The sequence below is a fragment of the Staphylococcus schweitzeri genome, assembly GCF_002902405.1.
GTDB classification, from domain to species: Bacteria; Bacillota; Bacilli; order Staphylococcales; family Staphylococcaceae; genus Staphylococcus; species Staphylococcus schweitzeri.
Window position 1 is genome coordinate 105,315 of record NZ_PPQS01000051.1, and the last position, 18,591, is coordinate 123,905.

The window sequence follows — 18,591 nt, forward strand, 5'->3', positions numbered from 1 at the left end:
TGGATGTTTCAACACAGGACGTAAATGAAGTTGAAGAAACAGTTGAAGTGAAAAAGAAACCTAGAAAATTAAGTGAAGCGGACTTTGATGATGATGGTTTAATTTCGATTGAAGATTTTGAAGAAATTGAAGCTCAAAAAATGGGCGCTAAATTTAAAGCAGGGCTTGAAAAATCACGTCAAAACTTCCAAGAGCAATTAAATAACTTAATTGCTAGATACCGTAAAGTAGATGAAGACTTTTTTGAAGCATTGGAAGAAATGTTAATCACTGCAGACGTTGGCTTTAATACAGTAATGACATTAACTGAAGAGTTACGTATGGAAGCACAACGTCGAAATATTCAAGATACTGAAGATTTGCGAGAAGTCATTGTTGAAAAAATAGTTGAGATTTACCATCAAGAAGATGATAATTCAGAAGCTATGAACTTAGAAGATGGTCGTTTAAATGTCATTTTAATGGTAGGTGTAAATGGTGTTGGTAAAACAACAACTATCGGAAAATTAGCTTATCGATATAAAATGGAAGGTAAAAAAGTAATGTTAGCTGCTGGTGATACATTTAGAGCAGGTGCTATTGATCAGTTGAAAGTATGGGGCGAACGCGTGGGTGTGGACGTCATTAGTCAAAGTGAAGGTTCAGATCCAGCGGCCGTTATGTACGATGCAATTAATGCAGCTAAAAATAAAAATATTGATATCTTAATATGTGATACAGCTGGTCGTTTGCAAAACAAAACGAATTTAATGCAAGAGTTAGAAAAAGTTAAACGCGTAATCAATCGAGCTGTACCTGATGCACCACATGAAGCATTATTATGTTTAGATGCAACAACAGGTCAAAATGCATTATCTCAAGCTAGAAACTTTAAAGAAGTTACCGATGTAACGGGTATCGTATTAACAAAGTTAGATGGTACTGCAAAAGGTGGTATTGTTTTAGCTATTCGAAATGAATTGCATATTCCTGTGAAATACGTAGGTTTAGGTGAGCAATTAGATGATTTACAACCATTTAACCCAGAAAGCTATGTTTATGGTCTATTTGCGGATATGATTGAGCAAAATGAAGACATTACCACAGTTGAAGACAATAAAGGTGAAACAGACGAAAAGGATGTTCAACATGAGTCGAAATGATTTAGTTAAAACATTGCGCATGAACTATCTGTTTGATTTTTACCAATCATTATTGACGAATAAACAACGCAATTATTTGGAATTATTTTACTTAGAAGATTATTCATTAAGTGAAATTGCCGATACTTTTAATGTGAGTAGACAAGCAGTTTATGATAATATAAGAAGAACTGGCGATTTAGTTGAAGATTATGAAAAGAAACTAGAATTATATCAAAAATTTGAGCAACGCCGTGATATTTATGACCAAATGAAACAACATTTAAATGATCCTGAGCAAATAAAACGTTATATTCAACAATTAGAAGACTTAGAATAATTTAAATATAGGGAGGACAACGATATGGCATTTGAAGGCTTATCAGAACGCCTACAAGCAACGATGCAAAAAATGCGTGGTAAAGGTAAACTTACTGAAACTGACATAAAGACTATGATGCGTGAAGTAAGATTAGCGTTACTTGAGGCTGACGTTAACTTTAAAGTTGTAAAAGAATTTATTAAAACAGTTTCAGAGCGTGCTTTAGGTTCAGACGTCATGCATTCATTAACACCGGGTCAGCAAGTGATAAAGATTGTACAAGACGAATTAACGAAGCTAATGGGTGGAGAAAACACGTCGATTAATATGTCTAATAAACCACCAACCGTTGTTATGATGGTAGGTTTACAAGGTGCAGGTAAAACAACAACTGCTGGTAAATTAGCATTATTAATGCGTAAGAAATACAACAAAAAACCAATGTTAGTAGCAGCAGATATCTACCGTCCAGCAGCTATTAATCAATTACAAACAGTTGGTAAACAAATTGATATCCCTGTTTATAGTGAAGGAGATCAAGTCAAACCACAACAAATTGTAACGAATGCATTACAACATGCTAAAGATGAACATTTAGATTTTGTCATTATTGATACAGCAGGTCGATTACACATTGATGAAGCGTTGATGAATGAATTAAAAGAAGTTAAAGAAATTGCTAAGCCAAATGAAATAATGCTTGTTGTAGATTCAATGACTGGTCAAGATGCTGTCAATGTTGCAGAATCATTTGACAATCAATTGGATGTAACTGGTGTGACTTTGACAAAATTAGACGGAGACACTCGTGGTGGTGCAGCTTTATCTATTCGATCAGTAACTCAAAAACCAATTAAATTTGTAGGTATGAGTGAGAAATTAGATGGTTTAGAACTATTCCATCCTGAACGTATGGCATCTCGAATTTTAGGTATGGGTGATGTATTAAGTTTAATTGAAAAAGCGCAACAAGATGTGGATCAAGAAAAAGCTAAAGATTTAGAGAAAAAAATGAGAGAATCATCATTTACGTTAGATGATTTCTTAGAACAACTGGATCAAGTGAAAAATTTAGGTCCACTAGATGACATTATGAAAATGATTCCAGGTATGAATAAAATGAAAGGACTAGATAAGCTTAATATGAGCGAAAAACAAATTGATCATATTAAGGCTATTATCCAGTCTATGACACCAGCTGAAAGAAACAATCCAGATACGCTGAATGTATCACGTAAAAAACGTATTGCTAAAGGTTCTGGACGTTCATTACAAGAAGTAAATCGTTTAATGAAACAATTTAACGATATGAAGAAAATGATGAAACAATTTACTGGTGGCGGTAAAGGTAAAAAAGGTAAACGAAATCAAATGCAAAATATGTTAAAAGGTATGAACTTACCATTTTAATTTATAATAAAAACACCAATCTTTATTTCAACTTAAGGTTGGTGTTTTTGCATTCATAGTATTGAAATTAAAATTTATAAGTGGTACATGCACGGTTGTAGTAGTACCGTTCATGTGAATATAATGTTTAATTAATATCATTATGTATAACTTGGTAGTAAATGTATTCAGGAAAAGTATTAATCGTTTCATCGAGCTAATTTAGTTTTCAACTAGTTTTTAGGAAGAAATCTTTAATAATTTTCCAGGTAAAGAAAAAACTCTTTACAAACATTCGTACACCTGTTAATATTATTTCTTGTAGAAAATAAAAATTAAAACATGACTTAAAGGAGATTTTATAAATGGCAGTTAAAATTCGTTTAACACGTTTAGGTTCAAAAAGAAATCCATTCTATCGTATCGTAGTAGCAGATGCACGTTCTCCACGTGACGGACGTATCATCGAACAAATCGGTACTTACAACCCAACGAGCGTTAATGCTCCAGAAATTAAAGTTGACGAAGCGTTAGCTTTAAAATGGTTGAATGATGGTGCGAAACCAACTGACACAGTTCACAATATCTTATCAAAAGAAGGTATTATGAAAAAATTCGACGAACAAAAGAAAGCTAAGTAATTTAGCGATTTTGTGTTCTGATATTAAGAATGACTCATTTGAATTAACAGCATCATTTGATGATAAACTGAGTGATGTTAGTTAGTTTTAAAATAAGTTTTGGGGTACCATTATGGTACCCTTTTTCTTTGAATAAATTTCAATTACAATAGAAGAGTTCAAAGTATAGAGTTGGAGGTAATAGTATGAGAGTTGAAGTTGGTCAAATTGTTAATACACATGGCATTAAAGGTGAAATAAAAGTGAAATCCAATTCAGACTTTACAGATATTCGTTTTCAACCAGGGCAAGTGTTGACAGTTGTACACAATAATAAAGATATTGAATACACAGTTAAATCACATAGAGTGCACAAAGGTCTACATATGCTAACATTTGAGGGAATCAATAACATCAATGATATTGAACATTTAAAAGGGAGTTCAATTTATCAAGAACGGGATCATGAAGATATTGAACTTGAAGAGAACGAATTTTATTATTCAGATATAATCGGTTGCACAGTCTTTGATGATGAAGGAACACCAATCGGGCGAGTTATCAACATCTTTGAGACAGGTGCAAATGATGTCTGGGTGATTAAAGGATCGAAAGAATATTTGATACCATACATTGCTGACGTTGTAAAAGAAGTTGATGTTGAAAATAAAAAAATCATCATTACACCGATGGAAGGATTATTAGAATAATGAAAATTGATTATTTAACTTTATTTCCTGAAATGTTTGATGGTGTCTTAAATCACTCTATTATGAAGCGTGCTCAAGAAAATGATAAATTGAAAGTTAATACGGTTAATTTTAGAGATTACGCAGTTAATAAACATAATCAAGTAGATGATTATCCTTATGGTGGTGGACAGGGTATGGTGTTAAAACCGGAACCTGTTTTTAATGCAATGGAAGACTTAGATGTCACAGAAGCAACACGCGTTATTTTAATGTGTCCACAAGGTGAACCATTTTCACATCAAAAAGCACTTGAATTGAGTAAAGCTGATCACATTATATTTATATGTGGACATTATGAAGGTTATGATGAACGTATTCGAACACATCTTGTTACCGATGAAATATCAATGGGCGACTATGTTTTAACAGGCGGCGAGTTACCAGCAATGACCATGACCGATGCTATTGTTAGACTTATTCCAGGCGTTTTAGGAAATGAACAATCACATCAAGACGATTCATTTTCGGATGGGTTATTAGAGTTCCCACAATATACACGTCCACGTGAATTTAAAGGCCTAGCTGTACCAGATGTCTTATTATCTGGAAATCATGCCAATATAGATGCATGGCGACATGAACAAAAGTTAATACGCACGTATAACAAACGACCGGATTTAATTGAAAAATATCCATTGTCTGATGAGGATAAGCAAATTTTAGAAAGATATAAATTAGGATTGAAAAAAAACTAGCATTATGCTAACATAATCTGAGTGTGGAAACACAAAAATCACTATGATCCGCTGCTATATATTTGTCGAGGCAAGAACATAGGTTGAAGAGGAGAATTTATAATGACAAATCACAAATTAATCGAAGCAGTAACTAAATCACAATTACGTACAGACTTACCAAGTTTCCGTCCAGGTGATACTTTACGTGTACACGTACGTATCATTGAGGGTACTCGTGAACGTATCCAAGTATTCGAAGGCGTTGTAATTAAACGTCGTGGCGGTGGCGTTTCTGAAACGTTTACAGTTCGTAAAATTTCATCAGGTGTTGGCGTGGAACGTACATTCCCATTACACACTCCTAAAATTGAAAAAATCGAAGTTAAACGTCGTGGTAAAGTACGTCGTGCTAAATTATATTACTTACGTAGTTTACGTGGTAAAGCTGCTAGAATCCAAGAAATTCGTTAATCAGCATTTAAACAAAGCTATGTATGAGTCAATTAGGACTCAATCGATAAAACCATCTAGGTCACTTTTATGTAGTGATGTAGGTGGTTTTTTATGTTGTTTAGCTAAGGTGTAGCTGATAATGTAATGGTTTTTTTCGAGATTCGTATGATGTCTTGTCAAAATGCTTATAAAAACAAGGGAGTGGGAGAGAAATGATATATTTACAAAATTTATTTCGATTTCCCACCCCAACTTCCACATTATTGTAAGCTGACTTTTCGCCAGCTTCTATGTTGGGGCCCCGCCAACTCGCATTGCCTGTAGAATTTCATTTCGAAATTCTCTGTATTGGGGCCCCTGACTAGAATCGAAAAAAGCTTGTTACAAGCGCATTTTCGTTCAGTCAAATACTGCCAATATAACATTATAGAGCATAGAATTTGATTTATGTCCCAGGCTGTTTGAATTTAATCGTAGCAACATTACTTTCGCCTTATCCATCTTGTAAAAATAATACTACTTAAAATACCGAATAAAGTAATTATTATTAGTAAATTAAAGTGTTGAGGGGTATAACTCAATTGAATCTTTGTTAGATTTTTAGGTGCTTTAATGCCTGTCATAACACCATTTACTTGTTCTACTTTAAGTTTTTGATTTTCTGATTTAGCATACATGCCTTTAGTGTATGCCATTGGTAAAACGATGTAGCCAGATGAATTTTTATTTTTAGTAATAGAGTAACCGTGTTTATTTTTACTAACTTTTACAGCCTCTAATGAACTAGAAGCGTGCTGCAACGTGCTGTAATCTTCGCCATATAATCCTTTTAAGTTCACACGATATGTACCTTTAGGTAAGGATAACCTGATAGAATCAGAAGATTTAATGCGCATCGTAACAGGTGTGACGAAACGACGATATTTATAAGTGAGTTTATTTCTTTCCTGTGTATATTCATTCACTTTAACATCATGAGCTTTATTAGGTGAAAGCAACTCTAAATCCATTTCCAAATACAAATCTTTGTATTGATTTGAAACTGACTTTGGTAACTGTATAGTTAACCCGCCATTTTTTTGTTTTACCTTTAATAAATGTTTCGTTGAGGACTGCCATGTTGCATCATTTAATTTAATTGTTGATTTCGATAATAGATTTTTATTGGCTATAAAATGTGTGTTTGCATCTTTAGCGTTATTTGAAATGATTCCTTGCAACATTGCATGCTCTTTATCTAATGGAGATTTTAATTCTTTATTGGAAAAGACTTTATTTGTGATATGTGCACTCGGATAATGGATGGAATTTTTAGAGTGAATCCAACGAACTTTATTGTCTTTATGTTCAGAGTTAATTTTAAATCCATATGGTAAGTTGTCATCATGATTCACTCTAATTCGATCATTAACATTCCAAAGTGACAGTAAATTTTGACGATTGCCAAGTAGTCTATAAGTGCTATTTTTATCGATTGGCATATTTATTTGAAGTGTCTTGTCATAATATTTTAAAATGTCTCCATTAAAAATACTAGAATATAATGAAATGCCATTATAATGATAAATAAATGGCGAGTTTAATGCATAATCAGACATATAATCGATGCGATTTAGCGTGCCTTTTGCATTTTGATTTATCTTATTAATAAGCTGGTTTACATAGTTACTATGGTAATCATGTTGTTTCAATGTTGATAGTGATTGTTGATAAGGTTTGATTGCCATGTTTTTGTTGTTATCTAAAATGACGATTTGTTGAATCATAACGATTAATACTAATGTTGCAACGGTTAATTTTTTATAATGCCATAAATTAAATTTTAAAATAATGGCAAGCACAATTAGAAGGATAACACCTACTATAAGTGCGAGTGGGTGCGTCGGTGATAGTAATACATAAAGTAATGCGATGGTGCTTACTGGTATTGTTCTGATTAAATAATATTTCATATTTAATGTTGAAACATGTTGAATGAACAATCCACACAGTGCACTTGATGATAGAGCTAAAATATATACCCAACGTCTTTCTGGAAATGAAAACCCATTAAAAGCACTGTCGAAATACTGTGATAATGAACCAATAAATAGTATCCAAGTTAAGATTGCAAAAAGTCTATAAAAGTAATAATGATATAGTTTGAATGACAATAATGCAACGATGGTAAGGATTGAAATCGTAATGAAAAATCCATCGCTAAAGAAAAAATAATGATAATCAAGTGGTGTTAAAAATGGAATATCAACATTGGGGTTTTGCTTTCTGTCATTTTCCAAAAATGCAGAAATGCCAGTGAATAAACCAAATACACTTGATAACACACTCAAAGCTGTAGCAGATATGACACAAATTAATTTTTGTTTTCTAGAGACAATGTCATAATTGTAAGTAAAAATCAGTCGATATAAATAGTAGCAAACTATAATAATAGCTTGATAATAACTGAAATAAAAATTGCTAAATAGTGTTAAAGCTATCGCAATAATAAAAAGGCCGATTTTACGTTGTTGAAAATATCTTTCCAAACCTAAAATCGATAATGGCAATAAATATAGTAAATTTCCATAAAACGACCAAGTAAAATTAAAATAAATAACGACTGTAGACATACCATATAAAATTGTGGCAATCACATTTGTTGAACGTTTAAAGTGTAATATTTTAAATAGGTAGAAGGTCACGACAAATGTAATGATAGCTCGTACCATTGCCATAATAAGTTGATTTGTCGGCCAAAAATGTATTGTTGTCGGATTAAATATACCAAATGTTTCACCTATTTTAATGAATAGGAAATTTAGCCACATTAAAGGTGACAGTGAGTAATAATATGATAGTCCTTTCATATAATCGCCACCTAATCCAAACGATGCATCATATAAACTTGAAAAACTACTTAGATGTTCATATAAATACATTTGAAATGGCATCATTTGTCGGAATCCATCTCCAGATCCACTAAAAACAGTACCATTCTCAATATAATCATAGATATGAGTAGAAAATAAAATAAGCGTCAATATTACGCTCATGAAAGTTATAACCAAGAATTGTTTGACGTTTGAATTTAGCAACTTTTTTAACACAACATTATCCTCAACTTTCAAATTTAAAATTAAGTTTACCTGAGACTAAAGTTAATGTAGTTCATAATATGTGCTGACAATGATGACTTAGAAAGAAATAACTTATCATCGTTCTTTAAACTTCTCAATATTTTTAGTTTATCATTAAACAAATATATTGAATAATAAAAATGTCATACAGTATTAAATGAATATCAACTAATAAGCGGCTTAGATTTAACAAATGATGATTTTTAATTGTAGAAAACTTGGAAGAATAACTTATACCTTAATCTAAAGCATTGTTAAGAAGTGTGACAATGTTAAAATAAATATAGTTGAATTTCAAGAATTGCTTTATAATTAACAGGTTAAAGATTTTAATAATGAGAAAAGAATTGACGAAAGTAAGGTGAATTGAATGGTTATTCAATGGTATCCAGGACACATGGCGAAAGCCAAAAGAGAAGTAAGTGAACAATTAAAAAAAGTAGATGTAGTGTTTGAACTAGTAGATGCAAGAATTCCATATAGTTCAAGAAACCCTATGATAGATGAAGTTATTAACCAAAAACCACGTGTTGTTATATTAAATAAAAAGGATATGTCTAATTTAAATGAGATGTCAAAATGGGAACAATTTTTCATTGATAAAGGATACTATCCTGTAGCAGTAGATGCTAAGCACGGTAAAAATTTAAAAAAAGTGGAAGCTGCGGCAATAAAGGCGACTGCTGAAAGATTTGAACGCGAAAAAGCGAAAGGACTTAAACCTAGAGCGATAAGAGCTATGATTGTTGGAATTCCAAATGTTGGTAAATCCACATTAATAAATAAACTGGCAAAACGTAGTATCGCGCAAACTGGTAATAAACCAGGTGTGACCAAACAACAACAATGGATAAAAGTAGGGAATGCCTTACAATTATTAGACACACCAGGGATTCTTTGGCCTAAATTTGAAGATGAAGAAGTAGGTAAGAAGTTGAGTTTAACTGGTGCGATAAAAGATAGTATTGTGCACTTAGATGAAGTTGCCATCTATGGTTTAAACTTTTTAATTCAAAATGATTTAGCACGATTAAAAGCACATTATAATATTGAAGTTCCTGAAGATGCTGAAATCTTAGCATGGTTTGATGCGATAGGTAAAAAGCGTGGCTTAATTCGTCGCGGTAATGAAATTGATTACGAAGCAGTCATTGAATTGATTATTTATGATATTCGAAATGCTAAAATAGGAAATTACTGTTTTGATATATTTAAAGAAATGACCGAGGAATTAGCAAATGACGCTAACAATTAAAGAAATAACGCAAGTAATTAATACAATCAATACAATAGAAGAATTAGAAAACCATGAATGCTTTTTAGATGAGCGCAAAGGTGTTCAAACGGCAATTACTAGACGTAGAAAAGTACTAGAAAAAGAACGAGCGTTAAGAGAGAAGTATGTTGAAATGTCTCATTTTGAAAATGAAATTTTATCAAAAAATCCTAATGCTATTATTTGTGGTATTGATGAAGTTGGAAGAGGGCCACTAGCAGGTCCAGTTGTTGCATGCGCAACAATTTTAAATTCTAATCACAATTATCTAGGTCTTGATGACTCGAAAAAAGTACCTGTTACGAAACGTCTAGAATTAAATGAAGCACTAAAAAATGAAGTTACTGCTTTTGCATATGGTATCGCGACAGCTGAAGAGATAGATGAATTTAATATTTATAAAGCTACTCAAATCGCTATGCAGCGAGCTATTGATGGATTATCAGTACAGCCAACGCATTTATTAATAGACGCGATGACGCTAGATAATGCACTGCCTCAAATATCTTTAATCAAGGGTGATGCAAGAAGTGTATCCATTGCAGCTGCAAGCATCATGGCAAAGGTATTTCGTGATGATTATATGACACAGTTATCTAAAGATTATCCTGAATATGGTTTTGAAAAAAACGCGGGTTACGGTACCAAACAACATTTACTAGCAATCGATGAAATTGGCATTATGAAAGAGCATAGAAAAAGTTTTGAACCTATAAAATCGTTACTGTAAGGCGTAATATTCAATTAAATTATAAAAAAGTAGCATTTAAGTTTACAATAGCGCTTACATTTTTTATAATTGTAAGGGAACTTAACCTAAGTAACAGGAGGATGGAAGATGAATATCCACGAGTATCAAGGTAAAGAAATATTTCGTTCAATGGGCGTTGCAGTTCCAGAAGGACGAGTAGCATTTACTGCTGAAGAAGCGGTGGAGAAAGCAAAAGAATTGAATTCGGATGTATATGTTGTAAAAGCACAAATACATGCTGGGGGTAGAGGTAAAGCAGGCGGAGTAAAAATTGCTAAATCTTTATCTGAGGTAGAAACATATGCAAATGAATTATTAGGGAAAACTTTGGTGACACATCAAACTGGTCCAGAAGGTAAAGAAATTAAACGTTTATATATCGAAGAAGGTTGTGCTATTCAAAAAGAATATTACGTTGGCTTCGTTATTGATCGTGCGACTGACCAAGTAACATTAATGGCGTCTGAAGAAGGGGGCACTGAGATTGAAGAAGTTGCTGCGAAGACTCCTGAAAAAATCTTCAAAGAAACTATCGATCCAGTAATCGGACTTTCACCATTCCAAGCGAGACGAATTGCTTTTAATATTAATATTCCTAAAGAATCTGTTAACAAAGCTGCTAAATTCTTATTAGCACTTTATAATGTATTCATTGAAAAAGATTGTTCAATCGTAGAAATCAACCCATTAGTTACAACAGCAGATGGTGATGTTTTGGCATTAGATGCTAAAATTAATTTTGATGATAATGCATTATTCAGACACAAAGATGTTGTAGAATTACGTGATTTAGAAGAAGAAGATCCGAAAGAGATTGAGGCGTCTAAGCATGATTTATCATACATTGCATTAGATGGTGACATCGGATGTATGGTTAATGGTGCAGGTTTAGCCATGGCAACAATGGATACGATTAATCATTTTGGTGGGAACCCAGCCAATTTCCTAGATGCAGGCGGAAGCGCTACTAGAGAAAAAGTAACTGAAGCATTTAAAATCATTTTAGGTGATGAAAATGTTAAAGGTATTTTTGTAAACATTTTTGGTGGCATTATGAAATGTGATGTTATCGCAGAAGGTATCGTTGAAGCTGTAAAAGAAGTAGATTTAACTTTACCACTAGTTGTACGCTTAGAAGGTACAAATGTTGAGTTAGGTAAAAAAATCTTAAAAGACTCAGGATTAGCAATTGAACCAGCAGCAACAATGGCTGAAGGTGCACAAAAAATTGTTAAACTAGTTAAAGAAGCATAAGGAAAGGATGGGAGCACTAAGATGAGTGTATTTATAGATAAGAATACTAAAGTAATGGTACAAGGTATTACAGGGTCTACTGCCCTTTTCCATACAAAACAAATGCTTGATTATGGTACGAAAATAGTAGCAGGTGTGACACCTGGTAAAGGTGGTCAAGTTGTTGAAGGCGTTCCTGTTTTCAACACTGTTGAAGAAGCTAAAAATGAAACTGGTGCAACTGTATCAGTCATTTACGTTCCAGCGCCATTTGCTGCAGACTCAATTTTAGAAGCAGCAGATGCAGACTTAGATATGGTTATTTGTATTACAGAACATATTCCTGTATTAGACATGGTTAAAGTTAAACGCTACTTGCAAGGTAGAAAAACGCGTTTAGTAGGTCCAAATTGCCCAGGTGTGATTACAGCAGATGAATGTAAAATTGGTATTATGCCTGGCTATATTCACAAAAAAGGTCATGTAGGTGTAGTATCACGTTCAGGTACATTAACATATGAAGCAGTACACCAATTGACTGAAGAAGGTATTGGCCAAACTACGGCTGTTGGGATTGGTGGAGACCCAGTGAATGGCACAAACTTTATTGATGTTTTAAAAGCATTCAATGAAGATGACGAAACGAAAGCAGTTGTTATGATTGGTGAAATCGGTGGTACAGCAGAAGAAGAAGCAGCTGAATGGATTAAAGCAAATATGACGAAACCAGTTGTAGGCTTTATCGGTGGACAAACAGCACCTCCTGGAAAACGTATGGGACATGCTGGTGCAATCATTTCAGGTGGTAAAGGAACTGCTGAAGAGAAAATTAAAACATTAAATAGTTGTGGTGTGAAAACAGCAGCAACACCTTCAGAAATTGGTTCAACATTAATTGAAGCTGCTAAAGAAGCAGGTATTTATGAATCGTTATTAACTGTTAATAAATAAAGTTAAAAGATGATATAAATGGCTATAGCCCATTCCATACTTTATTAAAGTATTGGAAATGGGCTATTTGTCGTGCGATGAATGTAGAGATACGCTTTGCATATTTTGGAAAGGCAAGTTAATTATTTTACCTTCTTCAATAGCGTTCTAAAACAAAGTAAATTTTTTATTAAAATATATGGTGCACTATGTTATAATATTAATATATTATTGCAAGGGATGTTTCATCATGAATCAACAACAAAGTAAAGTACGCTATTCAATTAGAAAAGCTAGTATTGGAATTTTGTCAATTTCAATAGGTATGTTTTTGGCATTGGGTATTTCGAACAAAGCATATGCAGATGAAATTGATAAATCTAAAGATTTTGCAAGAGGGTATGAGCAAAATGTATTCGAGAAATCAGAGGTAAATGTTAATAATAATACGACAAAAGACAAAATAAAAATTGAAGGTATTGTTAAAACATCGGATACAAGTTTAAAGTTAAACAACAATTCAGCAATTTCAAATGGAAATAAAATTAATCAAGATTTAAAGATTTCAAATACTTCGAAAAACTCAACCCAAGGTAAAAATCTAGTTGTTAAAAACAATGAACCTACCAAAGAAATTAAAACTGCAAACTTGGAAGCTCAAAATTCTAATCAAAAGAAAATAACAAAAGTTACTAATGATTACTTTGGTTACTACAGTTTTAGAGAAGCGCCAAAAACACAAATCTATACTGTAAAAAAAGGAGACACACTTAGTGGTATAGCGTTAAAATATAAAACTACAGTTTCTAATATTCAACATACAAATAATATAGCAAATCCTAATTTAATATTTATTGGTCAAAAATTAAGAGTGCCAATGACGCCATTAGTAGTACCAAAACCAAATACAGTGTCTTCAAGTAATAAAAGTAATAGTAATAGCAGTACATTAAATTATTTGAAAACATTAGAGAATAGAGGATGGGATTTCGACGGTAGTTATGGATGGCAATGTTTCGATTTAGTCAATGTATATTGGAATCATCTTTATGGTCATGGATTAAAAGGATATGGAGCTAAAGATATACCATATGCAAATAATTTTAATAGTGAAGCTAAAATTTATCACAACACACCAACTTTCAAAGCTGAACCTGGGGACTTAGTGGTTTTTAGTGGAAGATTTGGTGGAGGATATGGTCATACAGCTATTGTCTTAAATGGTGATTATGATGGAAAATTAATGAAATTCCAAAGTTTAGACCAAAACTGGAATAATGGTGGATGGCGTAAAGCAGAGGTTGCACATAAAGTTGTTCATAATTATGAAAATGACATGATCTTTATTAGACCATATAAAAAAGCATAATTTAAGTCAAAGGTAGGACATTTAAATATGAAATTTTCAACTTTAAGTGAAGAAGAATTTACCAACTACACCAAAAAGCACTTCAAACATTATACACAGTCTATAGAATTATATAATTATAGAAATAAAATAAATCATGAAGCACATATTGTGGGAGTGAAGAATGATAAAAATGAAGTTATAGCTGCATGTTTATTAACAGAGGCACGTATTTTTAAATTCTACAAATATTTCTACTCTCATAGAGGTCCTTTACTTGATTATTTCGATACTAAATTAGTTTGTTACTTTTTTAAAGAATTATCTAAATACATTTATAAAAATAGAGGAGTATTTATTCTTGTTGATCCATATTTAATAGAAAATTTAAGAGATGCAAATGGTAGGATAATAAAGAATTATAATAATTCAGTGATAGTAAAGATGCTAGGAAAAATTGGGTATATCCATCAAGGTTATACAACAGGATATTCAAATAAAAGTCAAATTAGATGGATTTCTGTATTAGATTTAAAAGATAAAGATGAGAACCAACTTTTAAAAGAGATGGAATACCAAACTAGAAGAAATATAAAAAAGACTATTGAGATAGGTGTTAAGGTTGAAAATTTATCTATTGAAGAAACAAATCGATTTTATAAATTGTTTCAAATGGCAGAAGAAAAACATGGTTTTCATTTCATGAATGAAGGTTATTTTAAACGAATGCAAGAAATATATAAAGATAAGGCAATGTTAAAGATAGCTTGTATAGATCTTAATGAATATCAAGATAAATTAAAAATACAATTATTGAAAATCGAAAATGAAATTATCGCAGTGAACAAAGCATTAAATGAAACTCCTAATTCTAAAAAGAATAAATCTAAATTAAATCAGCTGAATATACAATTATCTAGTATTAATAATAGAATTAGTAAAACCGAAGAATTAATATTAGAGGATGGACCTGTTTTGGATTTAGCTGCTGCTTTATTTATATGTACTGATGATGAAGTTTATTATCTATCAAGTGGATCAAATCCTGAGTATAATCAGTATATGGGAGCATATCATCTACAATGGCATATGATAAAATATGCAAAATCACATAATATTAATAGGTATAATTTTTATGGAATAACAGGCGTCTTTAGTGATGAGGCAGATGATTTTGGTGTACAACAATTTAAAAAAGGTTTTAATACACATGTTGAAGAATTAATTGGCGATTTCATCAAACCAGTAAGACCAATTCTATATAAATTTGCAAAACGTATTTATAAGGTTTGATTATAAAGTATGTTGGAAATTGAAATTTTAAATTCTTTCCAACATACTTTTCATTTTTTACAAGTCGGTATTTTTACTCCTTAAAATAACATTACATCGAGAATGTTTTTGTATTAGAAATGTAAAGCAAAAATAGAATATGATTTTGTATGATTAAAAAAAGGAGTTGATTTATTGATTAGACAATTTTTGCTTAGATTATACTGGGCGCAATTTTCGACTAAACAAATTTATCAATTTTTAATGGCGTATCCTAATGTAATTAAAGAGGATTGCGGAAAAAAAGATAGATATTTATGTGAGTGGGTGAAAAGGGAAGAAAATGTTCATTTATTACGTAAATACTATGCTTTTATAAAACTTGATCATAACGTAATTATTAAAGAACTACAAAAATTAAAAGTGAGTTATATGACCTATATGGATACTGAATACCCAGTGCTATTAAAAGAAATATATCAATTTCCACTTCTTCTTTTCTATAAAGGGAACATAAAATTAATAAATAATAGGTTTCATTTGGCAGTAGTAGGTGCAAGAGATTCTACAAGTTATACTCTACAGGCTTTAGATTTTTTATTATCACATGATAGAAGTAAATGTTTAACAATTGTTTCCGGCCTTGCTCAAGGAGCTGATGCAATGGCACATCAAATAGCTTTAAAATACAATCTCCCTACAATAGCAGTTTTAGCCTTTGGCCATCAAACACATTATCCCAAAAGCACATTAGCATTAAGAAATAAAATAGAAGAAAAAGGTTTAGTTATATCCGAATATCCACCCCATACACCAATTGCTAAATATAGATTTCCTGAACGCAATAGAATTATCAGTGGTTTGTCAAAAGGGGTTTTAATTACTGAGGCTAAGGAACAAAGCGGTAGTCACATCACGATAGATTTTGCATTAGAGCAAAATAGAAATGTATATGTTTTACCAGGGTCAATGTTTAATCCAATGACAAAAGGTAATTTATTACGTATCCAAGAAGGTGCTAAGGTAGTTTTAAACGCAAACGATATATTAGAGGACTACTACATTTAAAAGTAAACATAATGAGTTGCTTCATATTTCATTTGTTGACTTTTACAATTTATTTTTTAATAAAATCTATAAAAATTAGACAGGGAAAATTCATAGTTTAGATATAAAACGTTGACAAAAGCAAAATTAAGCGTTTATCATTTATCTTTAGTAATTAGATTAGCGAGGGGGAAATGACATTGGCAGATAATTTAGTCATTGTTGAATCGCCTGCAAAAGCTAAAACCATTGAAAAGTATTTAGGTAAGAAATATAAAGTTATAGCTTCAATGGGACATGTTAGAGACTTACCAAGAAGTCAAATGGGTGTCGACACTGAAGATAACTACGAACCAAAATATATAACAATACGCGGAAAAGGTCCTGTTGTAAAAGAATTGAAAAAACATGCAAAAAAAGCGAAAAACGTCTTTCTCGCAAGTGACCCCGACCGTGAAGGTGAAGCAATTGCTTGGCATTTATCAAAAATTTTAGAGCTTGAAGATTCTAAAGAAAATCGCGTTGTTTTCAACGAAATAACTAAAGACGCTGTTAAAGAAAGTTTTAAAAATCCTAGAGAAATTGAAATGAACTTAGTCGATGCACAACAAGCGCGTCGAATTTTAGATAGATTAGTTGGCTATAACATTTCACCTGTTCTATGGAAAAAGGTTAAAAAAGGATTGTCAGCGGGTCGAGTTCAATCTGTTGCACTTCGTTTAGTCATTGACCGTGAAAATGAAATTCGAAATTTTAAACCAGAAGAATACTGGACTATCGAAGGTGAATTTAGATACAAAAAATCAAAGTTTAATGCTAAATTTCTTCATTATAAAAACAAACCTTTTAAATTAAAAACAAAAAAAGATGTTGAGAAAATTACAACTGCATTAGATGGAGATCAATTTGAAATTACAAATGTGACTAAAAAAGAAAAAACGCGTAATCCAGCAAACCCATTTACAACTTCTACTTTACAACAAGAGGCGGCACGTAAATTAAACTTTAAAGCAAGAAAAACAATGATGGTTGCACAACAATTATATGAAGGTATCGATTTGAAAAAGCAAGGTACAGTTGGTTTAATCACATATATGCGTACTGACTCAACACGTATATCAGATACTGCCAAAGCAGAAGCAAAACAGTATATAACTGATAAATATGGTGAATCTTACACTTCTAAGCGTAAAGCATCAGGGAAACAAGGTGACCAAGATGCCCATGAGGCTATTAGACCTTCAAGTACTATGCGAACGCCAGATGATATGAAGTCATTTTTGACAAAAGATCAATACAGATTATACAAATTAATTTGGGAACGATTTGTTGCCAGTCAAATGGCTCCAGCAATACTTGATACAGTTTCATTAGACATCACACAAGGCGACATTAAATTTAGAGCTAATGGTCAAACAATCAAGTTTAAAGGATTCATGACGCTTTATGTAGAAACTAAAGATGATACTGAAAGCGAAAAAGAAAATAAACTACCTAAATTAGAGCAAGGTGATAATGTCACAGCAACTCAAATTGAACCAGCTCAACACTATACACAACCACCTCCAAGATATACTGAGGCGAGATTAGTAAAAACACTTGAAGAACTTAAAATTGGGCGCCCATCAACTTATGCACCGACAATAGATACGATTCAAAAGCGTAACTATGTCAAATTAGAAAGTAAGCGTTTTGTTCCTACTGAGTTGGGAGAAATAGTTCATGAACAAGTGAAAGAATACTTCCCAGAGATTATTGATGTGGAATTCACAGTAAATATGGAAACGTTACTTGATAAGATTGCAGAAGGCGATATTACATGGAGAAAAGTAATCGGCGGTTTCTATAGTAGTTTTAAACAAGATGTAGAACGTGCTGAAGAAGAAATGGAAAAGATTGAAATCAAAGACGAGCCAGCTGGTGAAGACTGTGAGGTTTGTGGTTCCCCTATGGTTATTAAAATGGGACGCTATGGTAAGTTTATGGCTTGTTCAAACTTCCCGGATTGTCGTAATACAAAAGCAATCGTTAAGTCTATTGGTGTTAAATGTCCAAAATGTAATGATGGTGACGTCGTAGAAAGAAAATCTAAAAAGAATCGTGTATTTTACGGATGTTCGAAATACCCTGAATGTGATTTTATTTCTTGGGATAAACCAATTGGTAGAGATTGTCCAAAATGCAATCATTATCTTGTTGAAAATAAAAAAGGTAAGACAACACAAGTTGTATGTTCAAACTGTGATTATAAAGAGGCGGCGCAGAAGTAACATATTGATAA

At 32.2% G+C, this 18,591-nt stretch carries 16 protein-coding genes; 15 read left to right on the forward strand and 1 reads right to left on the reverse strand.

Annotated elements, in window-relative coordinates; translation table 11 throughout:
• From ftsY to rplS, 7 genes are all read left to right on the forward strand, one after another.
• On the forward strand, nucleotides 1-1,142 hold a 1,142-nt coding region (ftsY, locus tag CD116_RS12965; RefSeq protein ID WP_240625141.1), incomplete at its 5' end, for a signal recognition particle-docking protein FtsY.
• Entirely contained in the window at nucleotides 1,129-1,461 is a 333-nt protein-coding gene (locus CD116_RS12970) for a putative DNA-binding protein (RefSeq protein ID WP_047425125.1), read from the forward strand. The genes ftsY and CD116_RS12970, both read left to right, overlap by 14 nt.
• 24 nt (nucleotides 1,462-1,485) lie before the next feature.
• Entirely contained in the window at nucleotides 1,486-2,853 is a 1,368-nt protein-coding gene (ffh, locus tag CD116_RS12975) for a signal recognition particle protein (RefSeq protein WP_047528957.1), read from the forward strand.
• A gap of 344 nt (nucleotides 2,854-3,197) precedes the next feature.
• A complete protein-coding gene (rpsP, locus tag CD116_RS12980) occupies nucleotides 3,198-3,473 on the forward strand; it encodes a 30S ribosomal protein S16 (protein ID WP_047528955.1) in 276 nt (91 codons plus the stop codon).
• A gap of 185 nt (nucleotides 3,474-3,658) precedes the next feature.
• Nucleotides 3,659-4,162 (forward strand): ribosome maturation factor RimM, encoded by a 504-nt coding sequence (gene rimM / locus CD116_RS12985; RefSeq protein ID WP_047425128.1) that lies wholly within the window; start codon nucleotides 3,659-3,661, stop codon nucleotides 4,160-4,162.
• A complete protein-coding gene (trmD, locus tag CD116_RS12990) occupies nucleotides 4,162-4,899 on the forward strand; it encodes a tRNA (guanosine(37)-N1)-methyltransferase TrmD (protein ID WP_047447441.1) in 738 nt (245 codons plus the stop codon). Before rimM ends, trmD begins: the two co-directional genes overlap by 1 nt.
• A gap of 102 nt (nucleotides 4,900-5,001) precedes the next feature.
• Nucleotides 5,002-5,352: a 50S ribosomal protein L19 gene (rplS, locus tag CD116_RS12995; protein ID WP_000181404.1), complete on the forward strand. Its 351-nt coding sequence runs from the start codon at nucleotides 5,002-5,004 to the stop codon at nucleotides 5,350-5,352.
• A gap of 464 nt (nucleotides 5,353-5,816) precedes the next feature.
• On the opposite strand, the gene CD116_RS13005 is transcribed toward rplS, so the two are convergent.
• Nucleotides 5,817-8,423 (reverse strand): YfhO family protein, encoded by a 2,607-nt coding sequence (locus tag CD116_RS13005; RefSeq protein ID WP_047549529.1) that lies wholly within the window; start codon nucleotides 8,421-8,423, stop codon nucleotides 5,817-5,819.
• 400 nt (nucleotides 8,424-8,823) lie between these two features.
• On the opposite strand from CD116_RS13005, the gene ylqF reads away from it, so the two are divergent.
• From ylqF to topA, 8 genes are all read left to right on the forward strand, one after another.
• On the forward strand, nucleotides 8,824-9,708 hold the full coding sequence (gene ylqF / locus CD116_RS13010) for a ribosome biogenesis GTPase YlqF (RefSeq protein ID WP_047425137.1): 885 nt from the start codon (nucleotides 8,824-8,826) through the stop codon (nucleotides 9,706-9,708).
• The gene (locus CD116_RS13015; RefSeq protein ID WP_047549526.1) at nucleotides 9,692-10,459 is read left to right on the forward strand and encodes a ribonuclease HII; all 768 of its coding nucleotides are present in this window, start codon (nucleotides 9,692-9,694) and stop codon (nucleotides 10,457-10,459) included. The genes ylqF and CD116_RS13015 overlap by 17 nt, the downstream gene beginning before the upstream one ends.
• Before the next feature lie 108 nt (nucleotides 10,460-10,567).
• Nucleotides 10,568-11,734 carry an ADP-forming succinate--CoA ligase subunit beta gene (sucC, locus tag CD116_RS13020; protein WP_001020805.1) on the forward strand — a complete coding sequence of 389 codons (1,167 nt, stop codon included), beginning with the start codon at nucleotides 10,568-10,570 and terminating at the stop codon, nucleotides 11,732-11,734.
• Between the two features lie 21 nt (nucleotides 11,735-11,755).
• On the forward strand, nucleotides 11,756-12,664 hold the full coding sequence (gene sucD, locus CD116_RS13025) for a succinate--CoA ligase subunit alpha (protein ID WP_000110253.1): 909 nt from the start codon (nucleotides 11,756-11,758) through the stop codon (nucleotides 12,662-12,664).
• A gap of 229 nt (nucleotides 12,665-12,893) precedes the next feature.
• The gene (locus CD116_RS13030) at nucleotides 12,894-14,012 is read left to right on the forward strand and encodes a LysM peptidoglycan-binding domain-containing protein (protein WP_047549523.1); all 1,119 of its coding nucleotides are present in this window, start codon (nucleotides 12,894-12,896) and stop codon (nucleotides 14,010-14,012) included.
• 27 nt (nucleotides 14,013-14,039) lie between these two features.
• The gene (gene fmhC / locus CD116_RS13035) at nucleotides 14,040-15,284 is read left to right on the forward strand and encodes a FemA/FemB family glycyltransferase FmhC (protein WP_047549520.1); all 1,245 of its coding nucleotides are present in this window, start codon (nucleotides 14,040-14,042) and stop codon (nucleotides 15,282-15,284) included.
• Between the two features lie 174 nt (nucleotides 15,285-15,458).
• Nucleotides 15,459-16,331 carry a DNA-processing protein DprA gene (gene dprA, locus CD116_RS13040; RefSeq protein ID WP_047549517.1) on the forward strand — a complete coding sequence of 291 codons (873 nt, stop codon included), beginning with the start codon at nucleotides 15,459-15,461 and terminating at the stop codon, nucleotides 16,329-16,331.
• Between the two features lie 173 nt (nucleotides 16,332-16,504).
• Nucleotides 16,505-18,580, forward strand: coding sequence for a type I DNA topoisomerase (gene topA / locus CD116_RS13045; protein WP_078101703.1), 2,076 nt, complete (start codon nucleotides 16,505-16,507; stop codon nucleotides 18,578-18,580).
• Nucleotides 18,581-18,591: the final 11 nt, after the last annotated feature.